The organism is Methanospirillum stamsii (assembly GCF_003173335.1).
GTDB classification, from domain to species: domain Archaea; phylum Halobacteriota; class Methanomicrobia; order Methanomicrobiales; family Methanospirillaceae; genus Methanospirillum; species Methanospirillum stamsii.
Genome location: NZ_QGMZ01000013.1, coordinates 21,613 through 41,755, shown reverse-complemented (window position 1 = coordinate 41,755; position 20,143 = coordinate 21,613). Strand labels below are relative to the sequence as shown.

The window sequence follows — 20,143 nt, the reverse complement described above, 5'->3', positions numbered from 1 at the left end:
CAAAAAATTGTTTGAAGAAAAGCGAATTAGTCATTTGTAAGTTATAAATTCATAAACTTAGGTCAAGTAAAGACTTAGATAAAGCAGAGGTTTATGGAGTACTTCCTTTTCACACAGATAGAGTATGATTAGAAGTCTACCTAATCTCCCATTTCCATCCAGAAAAGGATGTATTGTTTCAAATTGTGCATGTATGAGAGATGCTTTAATGAGCGGAGGTAAGGAATCCTCACTATTCCAGAATAATAAGAGATCTCCAAGTAATGAAGTCACTTTTTCAGGAGGTGGAGGAACAAAAACGGCTTCGTATATTGTAGAACCTGGCGGTCCGATATAATTTTGAATATCCCGGAGTATTCCTGGTTTTTTTGATGCCCCTCTTGTACCAGTGATGAGAATTTTATGAAGTAAAAGGATGAGAGAAATGTCTATATCAGAAACTCGGTTTAATCCCTGTTCCATTGCAGAAATATAGTTAATTACTTCGATGATCTCCTTAGGATCATCAGAAGAGGGGAGATCGGCTTCGTATGCAAGAACTCCTTTCAGGGTAGCCTGGGTTCCTTCAATCTGAGTAGAAAGAAGAGCTTCTTTCCGTATGTACATTCGAAGAAAAAGGTCCGGACTAGGAAGAACATAGGTAATACCATCAAGACGAGCAAGAGCTCGATCTGCATGAGAGAGGAGGAAGAGTAATTTGCTACTAAGTTCAAGAGGAGGTTCTGGTGGGAGTGGTTTTGGTATAAAAGCCATGTAGCCCTCTTTTTGCCGAACTGTTACGCCTGCTCTGCTTTCAATCATTCATATGCTCCATATTTGAATTTCTTTTAAGTCCGGAATTCCTGACTTAGAGAGACCTGTAGTAATATGTGTCAGGTTTTCCTGATTAACGTACTGTAATACTATCCATGTTATATGGCGAAAGTGAATAGTAACAAATTAAAAAATAAAAAACATATGAACTTTTTTTAAAACATTTCAAACAGTCCCAAAAACTGCCTGATGCGGTCCGGATAATGCACTCTCCAGAACACTCGATCTGGTCTTCATCCGTTCGTACTCTTCCGGAGTATAACAGAGATAATCAATTGAGTACTCAGTTCTGATTCTTTTTCTGACCAGGGGAAATCGCTCATGCTGGAGAACATCCCGGAAAGACTCTGATACTACTATTCCATCAAGATCTGATTCATCATGAGCAGTTCCCTGCATCCGTGAACCAAACAGGATAACTTCTTCAGGCTAAAAGAGTTCAATCAGTCTTGGAAGTATCTCTGACCGGAATACATCAATGACCGGATCATTCATTCAGAAACTACCCGCCCGATTGAAAGATTCTTTACAGCAATCTGGAGATCATGGACTGCCTGCTTAGTCCACCTGTCTCCAATCTCATCGTAATCTGTCATAGTTCTCCTCCCTGCTGTATTTACTCATTGTTTTTCTGTTCTCAAAGGAATACCTGAAGATTATCCAGATCATCTATCTCAATGCTGAGAGAAGTTCCAATATGGTCCCGGATAATCTCCAGCCACAGGGCCTGCTCATCTGAAAAAACATGACCATTCCCAGCTTTCCATAATTGTATCAATAATCTCTCCGGAACCGGGTTTCTGGATCTATCAATCAGAATAATCCTGCGTTATTCCATGAAAGACAAATTCCGAGATTGGTCTACCCGGAGGTATGAAAAAACGTAACCGTCGTAATAAAATATTATTTTAGAAAAGAAAGCGAAAAAACCGCTCCAACGTCCCGGCTGGGACTTGAACCCAGGTCAAAAGCTCCGCAGGCTTCTAGGATATCCACTACCCTACCGGGACTAACCGTGCCTGCATATGTTATCCCTAATCAGATATGAAGGTATTCATATCTCACTTTTCGTCTTCATATGAAGCCGGACCATCATTCCGATAGTCTCATTTTCAGAGTCCCGGATTGAGGTTGACTGAAGAACAACATGCCGGTAGGAATTATCACTCATCTTCACCGCGATATGGTGCCGGATACCAAGAACCAGACTTTCCCTGATAACATCGTTGAATGTATCCGAAAAAACCGTATTCTGTCTGGTATCATAAAATGTCAGGTATTTACCGATTGGTTTTAAGATGGCATCATTCCGGTCAACATTCAGGAGATGCTCTCCGTAGGGATTGACGAACATGATCCTTCCCCTTTTGTCAAGGATGAAGTACGCATCAAGTTCTGACAATGCAGCCCGTGCAATGCGCCGGATTTTACTCGGCTGGTAATCTTTTGATTTTTTCAGAATCCGGTCATTGTGAAGGGCAATATCGATATTGGAATAGAGATCCTTTGCATTAAAAGGTTTGATGATAAAACTTGCCGGTTCAGCCAGAGTAGCCCTTTCAAGGGTGGTCTCATCATCCTGTCCGGACAGGAATATGACCGGAATCTGAAACATTGCCGTGATAAATTTGGTTGCAGTAATCCCGTCAATCTTTCCTGCAAGATTGATATCCATGAGGACAATATCAGGCAGGTGTTCTGCTGCTTTGTATATGGCTTCTTCTCCTGATGCAACCTTGCCACACACTACATAATCATGCTGAGTGAGAAATCGTTCTATCAGTGTTGCAATGATCTCATCGTCTTCAACAATGAGAATCTCATGCAAAGGATTTTTGTGTGACTCAAACATTATTTTCCTGCCGGATGGAGATATCTGCCAGTCGCGATATTATCTCTATGCGTATTTGGGTTTATTTATTTCCCGGTTATTGAATTTTACCGGTACTCACGTTTCGTATACTGATACTTATCAGCATCTCCTCCGTGAAAAACAATATAAAACCATTCATAAATTGACTTAAGTGCTCCAAACTGGTCATACCTTCGCATTGAAAACCAGACAAACAGTTTACGGTCAAATCTTACCTTTCCGAGAGTTCTCATCCGGTGTGCAACTTCGAGGTCGTCCCCTGCATCAGATACCCGGTACATACCGGCTTTTTTGAAAACATCTGCCCTGAATGCACTGTTGCATCCGAGAGTAAAGAGGACAGTTCCGGTCAGGTACCCGATATGGGCAAAACTGTTTGCCAGGAATAGGTAAAGCCGGTTTTTTATCGTTGCTTCAACCGGTTTTACCGGACCATAGAGCAGTACGACATCAGGGTTTTCAAATCCTTTTTTAATTCTTGACAGCCAGTCAGGCGGAAGGATGGTATCAGCGTCGGTGGTGGCAATTATTGTTCCTTTTGCGCGTAGGGCTCCGTCATTTCTGGCACCTCCGACCTTCGGGCTGGTCTGGATAAAAACCAGATCTGCATACTTCTCTGCAATTTCCCGGGTTTTATCTTTTGATCCGCCATCCACCACGATAATCTCGTACTCGTCTTTGGGCAGGTTCTGTTTTGTAAGTGATATAAGACAACGTTCAATTCGTTCTTCTTCGTTAAATGAGGGAATAACTACAGAAATCATGATGAAATAAGCTCCTTGTAAAGGGAAAGATGGTCGAAGCACACATCTCTGATATCATACCGTGACGAATACTCCCGTGCTTGAGCGGCACAGGTCCGGAGTGACTGATCATCGTGTAACTGTGCATCTGCATCAGAAACAGATGAAAAGTACCTGATGGAATCTTCGTACACTTCGTGGAATTCAGGAATACTCCGGGCAATAACCGGAAGACCGCAGGACTGTGCTTCAAGGACGGATAAGCCGAATGTTTCAGCATAGGTTGGCATTAAAAATACATCCGCTGCATTGTATGCCTCGGCAATATCCCTGACAAACCCGGTAAACAGGATATTATCCGGAAGACTCTGCTTCTTCATCTTTATCTTCAGGTAATCCTTTGAAACCGGACCATACGGAAATCCGCCGACCCAGATAAACCGGGTGTCCGGGTTTTTAAGTGCAAGGTCCAAAAAAGTGTAAATTCCTTTCCGGGGACTTATCTGGGCGACGGTCAGGACAACCTTCTCATCAGGTGAAATATTCCACAAATCCCTGAAATCCTCGCGTTTTTTCTTCGACGGGGAAAAATAATCCCGATCAATCCCATTTGGAATTCTCGTGACCGGAACGTCAGGTACCATCTCTTTTATCTCATCCTCACAGGTCTTTGAAATGGTGACGATATGGTCAAATTTCCGGTAGATCTCCGGATACTTCTTATTGATGGTATTGGTCAGAGCAAGGTTTCCGACATTGACCCGGGGAGTGGAATGAGCGGTCAGGAGTTTCTTACCTGATGCAAATCTTCGGTTTAACAGTGCTATCGGCCCGAATGTATGATAATGAGAGATATCTGCATCGAATTTGTACCGCTCCCAACTGATATTGATCCCATTACTATTCTTCAGCCCACGGTACAGCGATCTAGCAACCGTTGAACACCCGATGTATTTAAAGACAAACATGTCTTCAACGACAAAGTTTACTTTCATGTCAATCCTTGAGAAAATTAAAGACCGAGCGAATAATCCCGTCCATATTCAGATATTCAAACTGCGAAAACCGTCCGACAAGAGAGATGCTCGTATCTTTGAAATAATCCCTGATTATTGCAATGTTATCAAGATATGCAAGATCATAGACGACATATGCAAAGGTATTCCTGGTAACACAGGTTGCCTGTACCTGGTCCGGAGAGAAAAGCCCGATTTTTGTGAGTGACGCAAGGATATGGTCAAGAATCTGTTCGTCTGACATCTGTGAGACCTTGTCACCGTCATTGTAGGTAATCTCTGCAAGAACCGAAGAGCAGCCTTCAGGAGACACCGAATCTGAAAAATTGGATGGGAATGAGATCCGGTTTGCATACGTTGCATCTGCATCCGGAATATATGCCCAGGAATATGGTGGCATCTCTCCTTTTATGCCTACACCCACAGAAACGACTGAGTTGTATCTGAGGTCTGCTACCGCCTTTCGAACATTCTCCGGAACACTTTCAAGGCAGGGAAGCAGGTTCTGGAGCGGGATGGTACTGATAATCCGGTCTCCTGTGTATGTGTCTCTTCCATTACTGACCTTAAATTCCTCATCATGTCTGGTGATGGAAGTAACCGTAAATCCGGTGATAATCCGGTCCCGGACTGGTTCTGCCATGGCATGGATAAGCGATTCTATTCCGCCGGTTACCGGATAGGAAAATATTGCCTGATGGGTGTATCCCTCGGTTGGAATGCCCACCGCAGATTTTAATATGTCTTCAACGGGGGGCCGGGGAACCCTGCCTTCCATCCAGTGTGCAGACATCAGTTCCGGAGGATAATTCCATATCTTTGTATTGTAAGGAATCAGGTAGGCATCAGCAATCCCTCTGCCGAATGTCTGGACTATCCAGTCGTGAAAGTTTTTTGGGTCTGAAAACTCCCCTTTCTCTGATGCAATGAGGGTTTTTATATATTCGTGGAGGCAGTGGTAACAGTCCTCCGGAGGGAGCTCTGCAAGGGCATTTTCAAAGGGGTATTTTACATATTTTCCTTTGTATAAAATCTTGGTATTTCGTGCCCGCTCTGCCCGGTTCGTGCCGAGTACTTCGTGAATAAAGGATAAGACTTCAGTGTCCCGTGAAAAGATGATGTGGGATCCGCCGGTATCAAAGGTGAATCCCTGTATCTCCTGTGATCTGCACAGGCCACCGGGAATCCTCTCCTGCTCAAGAACGACAGTTTCCTCGCCCCGCTTTGAGAGGAGACGGGCAAGAGTGATTCCGGTAAGTCCTCCTCCGAGAATAATCGTTTTCATAATGTGAATGGAAGGGAAATGATGGTAAACCTGCTATGCTTTCTGGATAGTATCATAGTATAAATTCCGGGTTTGCGTTTACATGTTTGGCCGGCTAACACAAAAATGTCTGCAGGCAAAATCAGAAAATTACTCTCAAAAGATTCGGCTGTTTTTCAGGTTTTCCAAAGATTGACGCATAATGGCAGGGATTTCATTATATATAACCTCTCCATGGCCCGGATATATGGCCTTGATTTTTTTCACGGCGATGTATTCAAACCCCTTGACAAATGATTTTTCATAGGTATTTTCGGTGCCCCAGATAATGACCGGTGTATCGCCGGAAAAAAGAATCTCTTCTTCTGGACAATAAATGCAGACCGAATCTGATGTATGCCCGGGTATTGCGATTATCTCAAAGTGACAGTTCCCACACTCAATAACATCACCATCACCAAGGATATGATCTACTCCGGCAGTGTATTGGGATGATGCATGGATTACCGGTTCGTACTCCTCCTTTACCGGTCCGAGGAGTCGTGAATGATCATAATGATTATGAGTCAGGATGATGTGATCCACCGGCGTTCTTCCGCTTCTAATCTTAATTTCCCTGAGGATATCAAGAATTGCTGGATCGCATCCGGTATCAATGAGGATTTTGCATCGTGTATCCGGTGAATTACACGAACACAGCCAGGCATTTGATGTATAGATGATACTCTCTTCTGTAAGGTTTTTGATATGCATGTCTTATACAATTTGACTGTGGTGGATATTCCGAAGTGATTCGTCGATGAGATGGGGAACATTATACGTGATTGGATCCCCGTGTCCCGGATACACTACCTTGAGTTCTGAAGCTGCAAAGAGTTCAAATGCATCAACAAAGAGCCGGGTAAAGGTGCTATCATCAGAATATACCCGGATTGGAATATCACCGGAGAAAAGCAGGTGTTCTTCCTCACAAAGAACACAAATCGAATCCTCACTATGCCCCGGAGTGAATACAATGGTGCATTCCTGTTCACCCACCTGTATCTTCATCCGGTCAGAAAGGGGGATAATACCCTCAATTCTGCTTGCCGGATGGGCATAGACGTTGGGATGATAGGAATTGACAAGTGCAGATAACATACCTGCATGGTCAAAATGTGAATGAGTCAGGATTATCTGTTCAACGATATGTTTTCCAAGACCGCACCTTGCTGAAGTGAGCAAATTCAGGATCTCCGGGTCCCTTCCGGTATCAATGAGAGTATTACAATCAGTCATTGTATTGTACTGCCCGCAGATGTGCCATACATTTGAGGTATAATACTCACTTTGTTCAGTAAGGTTATGAATGATCATGGATTTTTAAATTTTCCTGAATATCTGTGCATTCATCACTATCCGGGTAAAGCAATCATTCAGTTCTTCCGGAAGTTTTTGTGTGTGCTCATGAAGCATAAAACCGCCGGCCTCAAGTGAATCATAGAACATCTTCCAGACCTTCAGCCGCTCTTCTGCGGAAAAATGAAGGAGCACATTTTTACAAATAATCATATGAACTCCGGTCCGGATTGGCTCAAACGTGAGTAGATCATGCTTTTTGAACACAACTGACGTTCTTATTTCATCGGAAATATATACATATCCGGGATCGGCTGGATCTGTTCTGAAGTATTGGCTGAAGATCTCCGGGGGTATTCGCTGCAGATCTTTCTCCGGGTACCGTCCGGTTCCGATTACCTGGACGTACTGGTTGTAGGTATCAATATCGGTTGCATAAATCTTTACGTTCCGAAAGAGGTTTGGTCCCATACGTTCCCGGAGGAGAATTGCAAACGTGTATGGTTCCTGGCCCATGGCACAGCCTGCACTCCAGATGGTAATGGTCCGCCTGCTTTGGATAAAGGGAAGAAAGTGGTCGATGGCAAGATCCAATGTCTGGGCATCCCGGAAAAAGAAGGTAAAAGCCATGGTGTCTTCTCTTTGTAGAGATTTCTTTTCTTGCTTAAAGAGTATACCTGATACTTATTGGACGATCAGGACTCTTCTGGTCAGGCTTTTATGAACTCGTTGTTCATAAAATCCGGCAATGGAGAAAAATCGTTCAGCCAGGGGCCGGATGTCCTGGTGAGTCACCAGAACTGACTTTTTACCTGGTTTTACTATTCTTTTAATCTCCCTCAGTGAGTCAAGATACAGGTCGGTGAGTCCGGACCCGATAATGACCACCGATTGCCCGTATGGAAGGTCGGATACCACGTGATCAATACTCCCATCAGGGAACGGGAGATGGCGTGCATCTGCCACTCCTGCCATTGCGGCCGGAAGGTTCATTCTGCACCCGGTGATCATCTCATGATCTGCATCGGTTCCAATCCCATGGCACCCGATTATCGCGGCTTCGATGAGCGTTCCCCCGGTCCCGCAGAAGGGATCCAGTATCCATTCCCCGGGCAGTGCTCCGGAGATATTGACAAGGGCCCGGATCATTCTCGGCATCATGACACCCGGATGAAAAAAGGGGCGGTTTCCGGGTTTTCTCATGTGGTACGGGTTCCGGTCTATCTCCCAGAGCACCTCTCCCAGATAACAGCGCCCTTCTGCTATGATTACTCTGAACACCCGTTCCGGCGATGAGACAGAGACCTGCCCGGAGATGTGGTATCCGATAAGTCGTTCAAGATCAGCAGACGGGGTATTCATCCCATGATCTACCATCTTTTTTATCCTGCCGCAGAATGGTCTGTCACTGTGTAATGCAAGCCCTTCAAGCATCCGGACAAATGAGTCTTTGTCTGCATCACACTCCCCGATATACCGCATGGCAAGATGGGTGTATGAAAACCTGTCAATGATTGTAGTGTCCGGAGCTTCAGTAATCAAAACCTGGGTGCTGTGATGAGAAACCGGCAGAATTGCTGCTACTTCAGCATAGGGGATCTCCGGATGCTCACCTGACAATTCCAGAATGAGTTTCAAGCAGTCTCCTTAAAAAAATGAAATAAAAGAATCAGTCAGTAAAAGCTTTCTCGATTGTACTCAGGATTGCTTCTTTTGTGAAAGGTTTCACAATATACCCCTTTGCACCAAGAGAGAGTGCTTCCTGTACATGCGATGACTGTTCTGAAGCGGTGCACATGAGAACCCGTGCATCCGGGTCCATCTCTCTTATCTTTCTTAATGCTTCAAGCCCGTTCATATCAGGCATCAGGATATCAAGAATTACCAGATCGGGTTTGGTCGTCTTATAGAGATCTATTGCAATCTGACCGGTTTCGGCTTCTCCAACTATTTCGTGACCTCCTTTGGTGGCCATGATACCAACAAGCCGCCTCATGTAACCTGCATCATCAACAAGGAGGATCCGCGCCATGTACTTTGTACATTTCCTGCAAAAACAATTAAGTGTTGTGTTACTGTACGGAGGGGGGTAAAAAAATCACCCTCCCAGGATGGATTCAAAAAACCCTTTCTTTTCATTATTTCCCTGTCCTGATGCGGATTTTCCGCCTTCCAGTTCAAGGATTTTTTCATAGAGTTCTTTTATCTCTCCGGATACATGCTTCGGGATGACGACTTCCACTTCAACGAGGAGATCTCCTGGTCGTCCCCGCTTTCTGACACCCTCACCGGCAACCCGCAGTTTCTTTCCTCCCTGTGTTCCGGCAGGGACTTTTATTTCAAGGTGTCTGGTGTCTATGGTGATGACTTCCACGGTTGTTCCAAGGATTGCCTGGGCTGGTGTCACATGTATCTTTGTCAGGAGGGTATCCCCGTCACGGCGGAACCTAGGTTCTGGTTTGACATGGATTTCGATGTAGAGGTCACCGTTCGGAGCACCATGATCTCCCGCTTCTCCATATCCCTCAAGACGAAGTCGCATTCCGGTGTCAACGCCGGGTGGAATGTGAACCGATACCTTTCGTTTTATCTTTTCATGGCCGGTTCCCTTACATTTTCCACAGGGCTTCTCGGCAACTTTTCCCTTGCCATGGCACATATCACAGGTGGACTGTCTGACAAAATTTCCAAAGGGGGTCTGTGTTGCCTGCCTTACCTGGCCGGACCCCCCGCATTTCGGGCAGTTTTTTGTCTTCTTCGTCTCTGATCCGGTGCCGTCACAGGTGGAACATGCTTCGGCATGCATCACTTCGATATCACGGTCTGCACCAAACACGGCATCTTTGAGAGTTATCTCAAACCGCATGAGAAGATCGTCGCCGCGTCTCGGGCCGCGTTGTCTCCCAAAACCCCCAAAGATATCTCCTGCGAAATCGAAAATGTCTCCGAATCCGGAGAAGTCAGCGTTGAACCCGCCGCCATACCCGCCTCCGCCGTAGGATCCTTTTGAAGCATTTGTGAAGGCATCATGTCCCATATGATCATACTGCTGCCTCTTCTGTGCATCAGAAAGGACACTATATGCCTCGTTTATCTCTTTGAACTTGTCTTCTGCTCCCGGATCCTTATTGACGTCTGGGTGAAATTTTCTCGCAAGGCCCCGATATGCTTTCTTTATCTCGGTATCATCGGCATTGCGGGACACGCCAAGGATATCGTAGTAATCTCCCGCAGCCATTCGTTAAATCTCACTCCTTCTTCTCGGTAAAGTCAGCATCAACGACATTGTCATCCGGTGCAGAGGATGAATCTGCACCTTCAGTCTTCTGTGCTGCCTGTTCTGCCTGGACCTTCTGATAGATCTTGGTAGTTACTTTGAACACCGCTTCAGTGAGTTCTTCCATCTGCTTCTTGATTGCCTCTGAATCGGTTCCTTCAAGAGCAGTCTTCATCTTGGTAATCTGGTCCTGGATGTTGGTCTTGTCTTCTTCTTCTATCTTGTCTTCACTCTCTTTCAGAAGTTTTTCAGCGGAGAAGACTGCCATATCTGCGTTGTTTCTGATCTCAATCTCTTCTTTCTTCTTGTTGTCTTCTTCCTCAAACTTCTTGGCGTCGTCAACCATCCGGTTAATCTCATCATCGGAGAGTTTCTTGCTTCCCTTGATGGTGATGGTCTGTTCGTTTCCGGTTCCAAGGTCTTTTGCCGCCACATGGATGATACCGTTTGCATCGATATCAAAGGTAACCTCAATCTGCGGAATACCCCGGGGTGCCGGAGGAATACCAGTCAGCATGAACTTTCCAAGGGTAAAGTTATCATTTGCGAGTTTTCTCTCACCCTGGACAACATGGATCTCAACAGAGGTCTGGTTGTCTGCGGCGGTAGAGAAGATCTGGCTCTTCTTGGTTGGGATGGTTGTGTTCCGGTCGATGATGGGGGTTGCAATGCCTCCGAGCGTCTCAATTGAGAGGGTCAGCGGGGCTACATCAAGGAGCACAATATCGCTTGTGTCACCGGCAAGCACTCCTCCCTGGATAGCTGCACCGACTGCGACGCATTCGTCAGGGTTAATTCCCTTATCCGGTTCCTTTCCAAGCAAATCTTTTACTTTCTGCTGGACGAGGGGGACTCTTGTCGATCCACCGACGAGAAGAACCCGGTCAATCTCGGATGCTTTCATTCCGGAATCGGAGAGTGCCTGCTTTACCGGCCCGATGGTGTTCTCAACAAGGTCAGATACCAGTTGTTCGAACTGTGACCTGGTAAGGTCAATGTCCAGGAACTTCGGACCTGACTGGTCGGTGGTGATGTATGGCAGGTTGACATTTGTCTTCTGCTTTTGTGAAAGTTCGATTTTTGCGTTTTCCGCTGCATCACGAAGACGCTGCATTGCCATCGGATCTTTTGTGAGATCTATGCCCTCTTTCTTCTTGAACTCGGTGACCAGGAAATCGATGATACGCTTGTCAAAGTCATCTCCACCAAGATGGTTGTTACCGGAGGTTGCTTTTACTTCAAAGACTCCGTCTCCAAGAGTCAGGATGGAAACATCAAAGGTTCCGCCACCAAGGTCATAGACCAGAACGGTGTGATCCTCTTCTTTGTCAATACCATATGCAAGGGCGGATGCGGTTGGTTCATTGATGATACGAAGAACTTCAAGTCCCGCGATGGTTCCTGCATCCTTGGTTGCCTGACGCTGTGCATCGTTAAAGTATGCCGGAACGGTGATGACTGCTTTTTTTATCTCCTCTCCAAGGTATGCTTCGGCATCCGTCTTCATCTTCTGCAGGATCATTGCAGAGATTTCCTGGGGAGTAAAGTTCTTTCCTGAGATCTCAATCTTTTTTGCAGTTCCCATATCACGTTTTACTGATATGACGGTATTCTGATGATTGGTAATTGCCTGACGTTTTGCAAGGCTTCCGACAAGCCGCTCTCCTTCTTTAGTAAACGCAACTACTGAAGGGGTTGTCCGGCCACCCTCAGCATTCGGGATGACGACTGCCTTTCCTCCTTCCATAATTGCCATACAGGAGTTCGTTGTTCCAAGATCGATACCAAGAATTTTTTCGCTAGCCATGATTTTAGTTCCTTAATATGAATGTTAATGTCGTTCTTCTGAAACGCTACCCTGGGAGACTACTACCTGGGCCGGACGGATTATCTTGTCCTTCAGGCAGTATCCTCTGCAGACCTGATCGCAGATGATGCCCTCTTCTTTAGGAGACGGAATCATTGCAATCGCTTCGTGACGGGTCGGGTCAAATTTTTCCCCTACTGATTCGTAAGATTCAATTCCCTGTCTTTTCATCACCTGGACCAGTAGTTTCTGAATCTGGGTCAGCCCCTCATGAGATCCGCCCTCGGCCTGGATGGCACGGTCAAGGCTGTCAGCAACTTCCAGCATGTCTTTGGCAAACTGGCCAAGGGACTGTGTGATTCGTTGCTCAACATCCCGGACAGATCGTTTTCGAAAGTTTTCAAAGTCAGCTGCAAGCCGCAGATATTTTTCATTGAGTTCATCATATTCTGCTTTTAACAGTTCTAATGGGGATTTTTCTTCTTCCGGAGGTGATCCTTCCGGAATCAGGTTTCCTCCATCTTCCTGATTCATTTCTGATTTCTGCTCATTCGGAGTATCTGCGGAGTCGTTCATAGAGGTTCACCATTATTGTTGTAATGTGGTTCTATATATATTTTATCCAAATGCAACATCCGCCTCTAATTAAACTATCACCTTATCCGTTAAAATAATTCTCTATTCGGCGTTAAAAATAAATTTTATGCCGAATAATTTGGTTTACCGTTCTGCTCCTTTTAGTAACTTCAGGTTAGTGTTGTGTCAGGGATCGGATCAAAACGGGTACCGCTTAACGCGCAGGATTGAACCCAAAAAACCGGTTATCTTTTTTCCAAAGGAATTTTATTCTGAAAATCAGCCATAATAGTTTTAATCTGCGGTGAGAGTGAGCAGATATGTGGCACCCGTATACTCCGGATTTTCTATAGATAAATGATTCGATTTGATTTTTGTAAATCCCGAAATTAGTTGTTTAAATTTGAATTATCCTCTGAAATTATTCGCGCTCCAGTGGAAATAAAGGGGTTCAGAACAATATCGGAACACTCAAAAAGGTACGTGCAGGTAAACTGATACCGATGTTATGGGTTATAAGATACACCGGGGAACGTAACGCCATTTATAAACTGGTGAATTCTCAATCTGCGAGTCTCGAATATTCTCTATTTCTCCTCTCTCTTTAGAAAAATTCCTGATTCTTTCTTCCGCTGTCATGTCCTGGTTTTCCGGCCGGATAACCTTTGATATGAAATCATTCCATGTGGTTTTGTTCAGAAAACCCTCCTCCTGAAACCTCTGATATATATCTCTGGCAAACATATCACCCGCCGGATAGATCCAGTACGTGCCTGCTGTACTACCGGAGAAATGTGGGTGCGTGAGCAGGTATCCTCCCTGGTCACTGGGGGGTATTCCGGTAGTATTGGTATAGATATCAGTATACCATTCCCCGAATCGCACGTTATCTGATGCTCCGGCTATTTTAAAGTCGAGTGCTGCTATGATGGTATCCCTGGCAAGAAACCATTGATACTCATAAGACTTGGGATCATGTGCTGAAGGGGGCGAATAGCCATTCCTGGAGATTTTTCTTACCGAAGTACCCCCTTCCGGATTGAACAGAAGTGAGTGGAACTCCGGAGTCCATGGAAGGAGTTCAAAGAACCGTGACTGGGTCTCGGTGAGTTCAACCGGAAGTACTGCCGGTATATCTGATGTACTGGTCCCGGCCAGCATACGGGTATAGAGGTGACCTAACTCGTGGAAGAAGAGGGTCAGTTCTTCATCGCCGAATTCGGGTCCGGCAGAGGTATTTCTGAGTGTCCCGCTCAGAATGAAGACCGGATCCGCTGCTGCCTCACTCTTCCATCCGGTGTGAATAAGAACAGTAAGCCATTGGCTGCTTTTTCCCGGACGGTCTGAAAGATCCAGGTAAAACCATCCGATGGTCTGGTCTGTTCCGGGCAAAAAGACCTGGTATAATGTGACATCCGGTGCATAGGTAACGGCTTCTTGTATCTTTTCTGTTTTTACTCCAAGCAGACAGGATATTGTGGCAAGTGTCCGGGTGAAGAGTAATTCTGCAGGTATGGAATGAGTCCGGTCCTCCCCGGACAGAGCAGGTTCTCCGTGTTTTTTGATCAACTGCCCGATTTCAAAATCATAGACTCTGCTGGCATCCGGGTATGTCTCCTGTTTCAGGGTCAGGAGTTCAGCCATCATGGGTTTTACCACCTCCTGAACCTGGGGGGTGGTGGTGTTCAGGAAATTATTAATTTCAAAATTCATCATGCCTGATCCCTGGCTTTCGGTGACCAGGTTTGTCCAGGTATCATAGCCTGAACGGTTCGCAATAGTACTGCGGATTACTGCAGATTTTGTTAGTATCTGCAGGTTTTCACTGACCGGCCTATTATCCCTGATATTTTCCAGGTACTGTCCGTCCAGTAATTCAAGCTCCTGATGCAGATGTTTCAGTTCTTCTTTTTCTTCCGGAGTTTTTCCGACGCCGCCCAGTCTGAAGAAGGTTAATTCCTGTTCATACAGCCATCTGCCATATGTGGTCGCCGGCTTTGTCTTTTTGATACACTGATACAGGTATTCATCCTCTGCAATGGTTCTGATAAGGTCATTTCGTTTTTGTGCTGCAGTTTCAGCAGCCGTCCGGAGGTCATCATCCGGGTACAGCCCCAAAAGAGCCTGGTATTTAAGCAAATGTGTGTCCATCTCTGAAAGGGCAGAATCAAATGCGATGATGGTGTTTGTTTCATTCCGGTCATCTTCTGGAACATCGCATATCTCCTGGATCAATCCATTTGTCCGGTCTATGGTGTCATTTACATCATCTTCGATTGATTCCCTGGTGAAGGGGATGAAATATGAAGGTAGAGAGTTGCTTTTATTCTCTGTTTCATCGACGTCATCCCCATAACATGCAATGCACAAGGGAATCATCAGCACAAAAAGAAGTACTATGGAGGTCGTCTGCTTGAAAGAAATCATGTGCCAGGATTTTTGATGACTTTCGCGGTATCTGATCATTCCTTTGGTCCGGTGAGAATTACCCGCCAGATTTTACTATGAGATAGGATGGACGAAAATCTTGTCGACATAGACATAACCTCGGTTTTACCCCTCAATCTGTGACATTGCTGATATGGTGTCTCTTTCGTATTTCACTGATTATGAACTGTACCTTTTTTCTCTTTTTCCCTGAGATCAAGACCATTATAGTGATTGAAGTCTATCATATTGTTATTTCATTCTTCGGGTCATGGAGGCATGGCCTGACTAATTAAGGGGAGGTCTGGTGACCATGAAACAAATATTTCATATAATCGGGTTTTTTATCTGCATCGGTATCCTTGCCGGATTAGCCTGTGCACAAAATCCCGGCGACGGAGGTCAGATGAACATGATGGGTATGCAGGACTATGGGGCAGCAGAGCCTTTTTACCCGACAAATATCCCGCTGGTGGAGGAAAATTCGGAGACAGGGAGAGAAATGATTCAGATAGGCCCCGGGTCCGGACCGGTGCAGATTCCGGTCTCACCTGACAACCAGGAAATTTCTGTCTCTCCTTCGAACAATCCACCCATATCAATTGGAAATAACGAGATTGTCGGGAGTTATCAGGATCCGGGAACTGCAGAGCCATATTATCCGTCCAATCCTCCTTCCCCTGCTCCCTATCCGACCGGAAACCCGGTGGTGATAACACCGGTCAGTCCGCAGGATCCTGGGACTGCAGAGCCGTATTATCCTATCTATACTCCTGCTCCTGAACCAACTCCAACTCAACAGCCCCGGGTTTATTATCCCGAGCCCCGGTACCAGGAACCATCTGTGGTCTACCATTATTATGATCACCGTGACCGTGATTATGACGACCGGTATTACTACGATAAAAAGTATTATCGTCCGTCATATTATGACCCTGATGATTATGACTGCCGGTATTCTTCATATTATTACGTTGATGGAGTACTGAAGATTGCAAGTACTCCCCATCAGGCAGAAATCTACGTGGATAATTCCTTCAGGGGCTACACCCCCTACTCCGGGTACCGGACTCTCGAAAACATCAGGCCCGGAACCTATACGATTCGTCTCAAATACTCCGGATATTACGACTATTATGAAGATGTCTATGTATCGAGAGGCAGGACGGTCTATATTGATGCAGATATGGTCAGGATTGGAGAAACCTACTCGAAATCCGGATCAATATCAGTCCAGTCTGAACCTTCAGGAGCCGGGGTTTACCTTGATAATGAATACCGGGGGGTATCACCGGTTGTGCTGAGCACCGTTTCAGCCGGAACCCATTCTCTTCTGGTAAGAAAGGAGGGGTATACAGATTATGTCTGCAAGGTTGATATCTCTCAAAAGCAGGCGGTAAGTATCTCAGCCGTGCTTTCTCCTGCTCCTCCCCTGACTCAGGTCATAACGCCCAATCCTACTCAGCCACCTCAGCCTGAACCGACCAGAGCCGGGCTTTCAGGTGGGATTCTTTGTATTGCTCTTCTTATCGGAGGGATACTAGTACTGAAATCTCGTCCCAATTAAAAAATTTTTCGATTGAATTATTCGTAACTTCTAAAAGCCCTGAAAAAAATATACTACTGATAACTGTAGGAAGTCGGTGTATTGTGACAGGAACCACTGGGAAGCACTCTAACAGGCCACACTGCCTGTACCTCTGGTACATACATGGAATGCCGGTATGTTCAGAAGAGAAAAGTAATCGTGAATGCCCGTATCCGTTCTGGAAATGTCCGGTAAGAGATCTCCAGAATACTGGAATTAATGGGAATGTTTCTGCATCTTCAGTAAAAGTTCCGAAAATTTCAGTAAAAATTTAACCAACTCTCATCGTGCCAGGGCAACCGTCTCCCCATACTGGACGACGTGACCCTGCATTGCATGAATAAGGTCATCCTTTCTCGATCCTGGAGGAAGGTCCAGAAATGTATCCAGTCCATAGACTCTGAACTGGTACCGATGCATCTCTCCATCCAACGGGCATGGTCCGTGATACCCGATGGTTCCATAATCATTTTTTCCCTGTACTGCTGAAACCGGTCTGGTAACGACAGGCTCTTTTGGAAAACCCTCCGGAATTCTTGCCATTGCAGGGATATTCCATATAAGCCAGGTCGAAAAAGAACAGCAGGATTTAATAAACGGATTGAAAACCATGATTGCAAGGGACTTTGCAGTGAGGTTTGAAATATTTAGTGCCGGTGTCCTGTCTTCTCCCCTGCAGGTATATCCCGGGGGGAATTCAAGAAAGTCCAGGGTGACGACAATAGGGGTTATTACTGGCATACCAGATGTCTCATTATGATTCCCTGGTAAAAAAACCTAAGCCTCCGGTGGTGATGAGATCATCCCTTTTTTCTGCCCGGACCAGGGGCGGGACCTCACCCCAGATTATACTGGTATCATTAAATATCGCATAAACTCCGTCAATTTCAGTATCAAGTTCATCCAGGCAGGATTTATCTGAAATGGTCAGGACATTACATACCGCTGTTGCCACAGCGTCTGCAAGGATGGGATCAGAAGAAAAAACCGTGACGCTGTCTGCTGTGCCAAAAGAAAAAGAATGACCGACCGTGGCAGATGATGTGCAGATCCCATAAATCTCATCAGTTGGTCTGATAACAAAGGCATATTTTCCGGATAACGGAGATTCTCCTGCATATATTCCTATCCGGACTGGACGGTCGGTTATCAGGGCAATATCTCCTCCGTTGTCAATAACACAAAATGAGGCACCGCTTTTTTGTGCTGCTGCAACACCATGTTCTGCAACAGCTCCGGCAACCGCTGCCATCGGCCCCACTCCTGCCTTTTCTGCTGCTTGTGCCATTCTTCGTGCAATAATGGGATGGTCCGGAACCTGTACCGGTTCATAACTGGTACCAAAAAAGGGATCCCGGACAAGATAACGTTCGAGTTCAGACCTTGCAGTTCTCATCCCCATGGATGCTGCCTGAATAACCTCTTCGTTATCGGCGAGAATTGTTGCGATTGTTTCCCTGAGTTCAAAATGGTAACGGATGGTCATCCCTTAATAACTGAGGGAGAGGGCCGAGTGCGGACAACTGATAATACATCTGCCACAGAGAATGCATTTTTTCGTATTGACCTGCAGTTTCCATTCATCATCAAAATAAAAGACCCCTTTGGGGCAGATGGAGATACAGGCTCCGCAGTCTACACACTCATCATCATCATGCCTGATTCCTTCTTCAAGGATCCTGACCTCCGCACCAAGGCTTCGCATCCGTTCACTTATCAGTATGCAATGTTCATCCGGCACATCAACCAGGGCTTCTTCTCCTTCGTGAGCATCAGATCGTGCCCGGTCTACATTGATAAGAATGCCGGTATCCTTTACTACCTGGGCAATTATCGGTCTGCTCTCATGGTACAGTCTGACAAGAAGTTTCATGGCCGGCTGCCTCCGGGTTTGAACAGTTTCCCTAAATCGCTTGCATGGAGTATTGCAATACACTGGTTTTGTGCATCGACTACCGGAAGGGCACTAATCCGGTGATGTTCCATCTTTTGTGCAGCAATATCAATCGGTTCATCAACCAGTGTGGTAATCACGTTTCTTGTCATGACATCCTGAACCTTTACCTTTCGTTCCGGACGTGCAACTGCTTTTGCGATGTCAAATGTCGTAACAACACCGGTCAGTCTTCCCTCTTCATTGAGGACCGGCAGATGGTTCGTTTCTCCTTTCAGGAGTTTTTTTGCTGCATCCGTGATATCCTGATCTTCCTTGATAGTGACCACCCGTCGCTGCATAATCTCCTGAACAAGAACCATTTTCCTGGTTTCCCTCATAGGTTTTGCCTGTTTTGACGGGTCAATATACCTGGTCGGGAGACACATGGTCATATGACCCTCTTCAATCCAGTTTTTCAGGGTATTTGCGACCATTTTTGCCCGGCGGTATGAAGAGAGAGAGGATGTTTTAACCTCCTCGTCATTCAGTTCGATGGTTCCGGATTTCAGTTCCGCATAACTTACCTGCCTGATAACCGGTCTGCTCCGTGACGGAACACCATAGTCCCTGATACTAACCGTGATATCTTCGTCCCTTACTGCAGTCTTCCTGACGGTCTCAATGTCAAGAACCGGCAGAGGAATTCCAATCCCGAGATACAGGGTAGGCCCGTACCTGTACATGAACCCTGCCCGGAGGAAGTCGGTATTCATTTCTGTCATATCTGCAGTGGTCATCAGGGTTGCAAAGTTCCCTGCTGACGAGTGCTGTGTTCCTTCACCCACAACCATTCCCTGTGCACCACCGAGAAGGATTGGGACACCACTTCCAATAAGCCGGAGGTTTGGATCATTAGATATCGGATTTAATGTTCCGGCCCCTGAAAATGAAACATTTCCACTGTGAGGCAGCAGGGTTCCCATGTACGTGTACAGGGTATCTTCTGAGGTGTTCACTGCTGCATCGTATCGCTGGTAGGCATTTCGCGGATTGACCATGATGGCCTGGTTTAAATCTTCCAGCCTGATTTCGGTGGTGATACTTCTCCGGGGATAACAGTCAGATCCTGAAGACTGGGCACGAAGTTCAACAGACTTTCCTGAAATAAAGTCCTCGATAACATGGGCACCCCCGTAACTTTCCATCCTGGTAACTGACTTGTTTGTCGCACCGATGTAGGTATCCACTGCTGCAATGCCGCCGTATGCTTCAACATCGTTGAGCCAGAGCCGTTCCATCTTTATCGGTGGTTCGGCATGACCAAAGTTTAAAAATGCTCCGGAGGAACACATAGCCCCGAATGTTCCGGTGGTTACAACATCCACCTCTCTCAGTGCTCCTTCCTCTCCGAGCTCGGCAACGATGTCCGGCATCTCATCGGCAGTGACCACCCGGGCTGAACCGTCACGTATACGCCGGTTGATCTCATCGATGGACTTTTCCATAATGATCACCTGTTAGGAGGTGAAAGAAATTATAGATGTG

General features: G+C 45.9%; 22 protein-coding genes and 1 tRNA gene. 2 read left to right on the top strand and 21 right to left on the bottom strand.

All coding sequences use genetic code 11. The features are described from left to right. Positions 1 to 57 precede the first annotated feature (57 nt). From DLD82_RS06565 to DLD82_RS06485, 17 genes are all read right to left on the bottom strand, one after another. Positions 58 to 801, bottom strand: a complete 744-nt coding sequence (locus DLD82_RS06565) for a Fic family protein (RefSeq protein ID WP_109940316.1) — start codon at positions 799 to 801, stop codon at positions 58 to 60. Between the two features lie 177 nt (positions 802 to 978). Beyond that, on the bottom strand, positions 979 to 1,227 hold the full coding sequence (locus DLD82_RS06560; RefSeq protein ID WP_281267992.1) for a hypothetical protein: 249 nt from the start codon (positions 1,225 to 1,227) through the stop codon (positions 979 to 981). Between the two features lie 223 nt (positions 1,228 to 1,450). Next, complete coding sequence (locus tag DLD82_RS06555; protein ID WP_181391291.1) at positions 1,451 to 1,591, bottom strand: type I restriction-modification enzyme R subunit C-terminal domain-containing protein; 141 nt, start codon at positions 1,589 to 1,591, stop codon at positions 1,451 to 1,453. 160 nt (positions 1,592 to 1,751) lie between these two features. Continuing rightward, positions 1,752 to 1,823: transfer RNA gene (locus tag DLD82_RS06550), tRNA-Arg, on the bottom strand. A gap of 44 nt (positions 1,824 to 1,867) precedes the next feature. Further along, positions 1,868 to 2,665, bottom strand: a complete 798-nt coding sequence (locus DLD82_RS06545) for a response regulator (protein WP_109940313.1) — start codon at positions 2,663 to 2,665, stop codon at positions 1,868 to 1,870. A gap of 86 nt (positions 2,666 to 2,751) precedes the next feature. Further along, complete coding sequence (locus tag DLD82_RS06540; RefSeq protein WP_109940312.1) at positions 2,752 to 3,450, bottom strand: glycosyltransferase; 699 nt, start codon at positions 3,448 to 3,450, stop codon at positions 2,752 to 2,754. Then, positions 3,447 to 4,424, bottom strand: a complete 978-nt coding sequence (locus DLD82_RS06535) for a glycosyltransferase family 4 protein (RefSeq protein WP_109940311.1) — start codon at positions 4,422 to 4,424, stop codon at positions 3,447 to 3,449. The genes DLD82_RS06540 and DLD82_RS06535 overlap by 4 nt, the downstream gene beginning before the upstream one ends. Before the next feature lies 1 nt (position 4,425). Continuing rightward, positions 4,426 to 5,730, bottom strand: coding sequence for a protoporphyrinogen/coproporphyrinogen oxidase (locus tag DLD82_RS06530; protein ID WP_109940310.1), 1,305 nt, complete (start codon positions 5,728 to 5,730; stop codon positions 4,426 to 4,428). 135 nt (positions 5,731 to 5,865) lie between these two features. Then, on the bottom strand, positions 5,866 to 6,462 hold the full coding sequence (locus tag DLD82_RS06525) for an MBL fold metallo-hydrolase (protein ID WP_109940309.1): 597 nt from the start codon (positions 6,460 to 6,462) through the stop codon (positions 5,866 to 5,868). A gap of 3 nt (positions 6,463 to 6,465) precedes the next feature. After that, on the bottom strand, positions 6,466 to 7,065 hold the full coding sequence (locus DLD82_RS06520) for an MBL fold metallo-hydrolase (RefSeq protein WP_109940308.1): 600 nt from the start codon (positions 7,063 to 7,065) through the stop codon (positions 6,466 to 6,468). Between the two features lie 6 nt (positions 7,066 to 7,071). Next, positions 7,072 to 7,677, bottom strand: coding sequence for a CheR family methyltransferase (locus DLD82_RS06515; RefSeq protein ID WP_109940307.1), 606 nt, complete (start codon positions 7,675 to 7,677; stop codon positions 7,072 to 7,074). Positions 7,678 to 7,731: 54 nt separating this feature from the next. After that, the gene (locus DLD82_RS06510) at positions 7,732 to 8,685 is read right to left on the bottom strand and encodes a methyltransferase domain-containing protein (RefSeq protein WP_109940306.1); all 954 of its coding nucleotides are present in this window, start codon (positions 8,683 to 8,685) and stop codon (positions 7,732 to 7,734) included. A gap of 31 nt (positions 8,686 to 8,716) precedes the next feature. Further along, a complete protein-coding gene (locus DLD82_RS06505) occupies positions 8,717 to 9,079 on the bottom strand; it encodes a response regulator (protein ID WP_109940305.1) in 363 nt (120 codons plus the stop codon). Positions 9,080 to 9,145: 66 nt separating this feature from the next. Further along, the gene (gene dnaJ, locus DLD82_RS06500; RefSeq protein ID WP_109940304.1) at positions 9,146 to 10,285 is read right to left on the bottom strand and encodes a molecular chaperone DnaJ; all 1,140 of its coding nucleotides are present in this window, start codon (positions 10,283 to 10,285) and stop codon (positions 9,146 to 9,148) included. A 10-nt stretch (positions 10,286 to 10,295) separates the two neighbouring features. Continuing rightward, positions 10,296 to 12,131, bottom strand: a complete 1,836-nt coding sequence (gene dnaK, locus DLD82_RS06495) for a molecular chaperone DnaK (protein ID WP_109940303.1) — start codon at positions 12,129 to 12,131, stop codon at positions 10,296 to 10,298. 24 nt (positions 12,132 to 12,155) lie between these two features. Next, on the bottom strand, positions 12,156 to 12,707 hold the full coding sequence (locus DLD82_RS06490) for a nucleotide exchange factor GrpE (RefSeq protein ID WP_109940302.1): 552 nt from the start codon (positions 12,705 to 12,707) through the stop codon (positions 12,156 to 12,158). Between the two features lie 513 nt (positions 12,708 to 13,220). Beyond that, complete coding sequence (locus DLD82_RS06485; protein ID WP_109940301.1) at positions 13,221 to 15,173, bottom strand: M3 family metallopeptidase; 1,953 nt, start codon at positions 15,171 to 15,173, stop codon at positions 13,221 to 13,223. Positions 15,174 to 15,447: 274 nt separating this feature from the next. Between DLD82_RS06485 and DLD82_RS06480 the strand changes: the two genes are divergently transcribed. Continuing rightward, positions 15,448 to 16,701: a PEGA domain-containing protein gene (locus DLD82_RS06480; RefSeq protein ID WP_109940300.1), complete on the top strand. Its 1,254-nt coding sequence runs from the start codon at positions 15,448 to 15,450 to the stop codon at positions 16,699 to 16,701. A gap of 83 nt (positions 16,702 to 16,784) precedes the next feature. Further along, positions 16,785 to 16,997, top strand: coding sequence for a hypothetical protein (locus DLD82_RS18220; protein ID WP_146199713.1), 213 nt, complete (start codon positions 16,785 to 16,787; stop codon positions 16,995 to 16,997). A gap of 7 nt (positions 16,998 to 17,004) precedes the next feature. Here the strand turns inward: DLD82_RS18220 and DLD82_RS06475 are convergent, their stop codons facing one another. From DLD82_RS06475 to DLD82_RS06460, 4 genes are read right to left on the bottom strand one after another with little or no spacing between them, the layout of a single operon-like run. Then, positions 17,005 to 17,463, bottom strand: a complete 459-nt coding sequence (locus DLD82_RS06475) for a YbhB/YbcL family Raf kinase inhibitor-like protein (RefSeq protein WP_109940299.1) — start codon at positions 17,461 to 17,463, stop codon at positions 17,005 to 17,007. Between the two features lie 13 nt (positions 17,464 to 17,476). Next, positions 17,477 to 18,208, bottom strand: coding sequence for a UPF0280 family protein (locus tag DLD82_RS06470; protein WP_109940298.1), 732 nt, complete (start codon positions 18,206 to 18,208; stop codon positions 17,477 to 17,479). A gap of 3 nt (positions 18,209 to 18,211) precedes the next feature. Further along, the gene (locus DLD82_RS06465; protein ID WP_109940297.1) at positions 18,212 to 18,595 is read right to left on the bottom strand and encodes a 4Fe-4S dicluster domain-containing protein; all 384 of its coding nucleotides are present in this window, start codon (positions 18,593 to 18,595) and stop codon (positions 18,212 to 18,214) included. Then, a complete protein-coding gene (locus DLD82_RS06460) occupies positions 18,592 to 20,103 on the bottom strand; it encodes a homocysteine biosynthesis protein (protein WP_109940296.1) in 1,512 nt (503 codons plus the stop codon). The genes DLD82_RS06465 and DLD82_RS06460 overlap by 4 nt, the downstream gene beginning before the upstream one ends. Between the last annotated feature and the right edge of the window lie 40 nt (positions 20,104 to 20,143).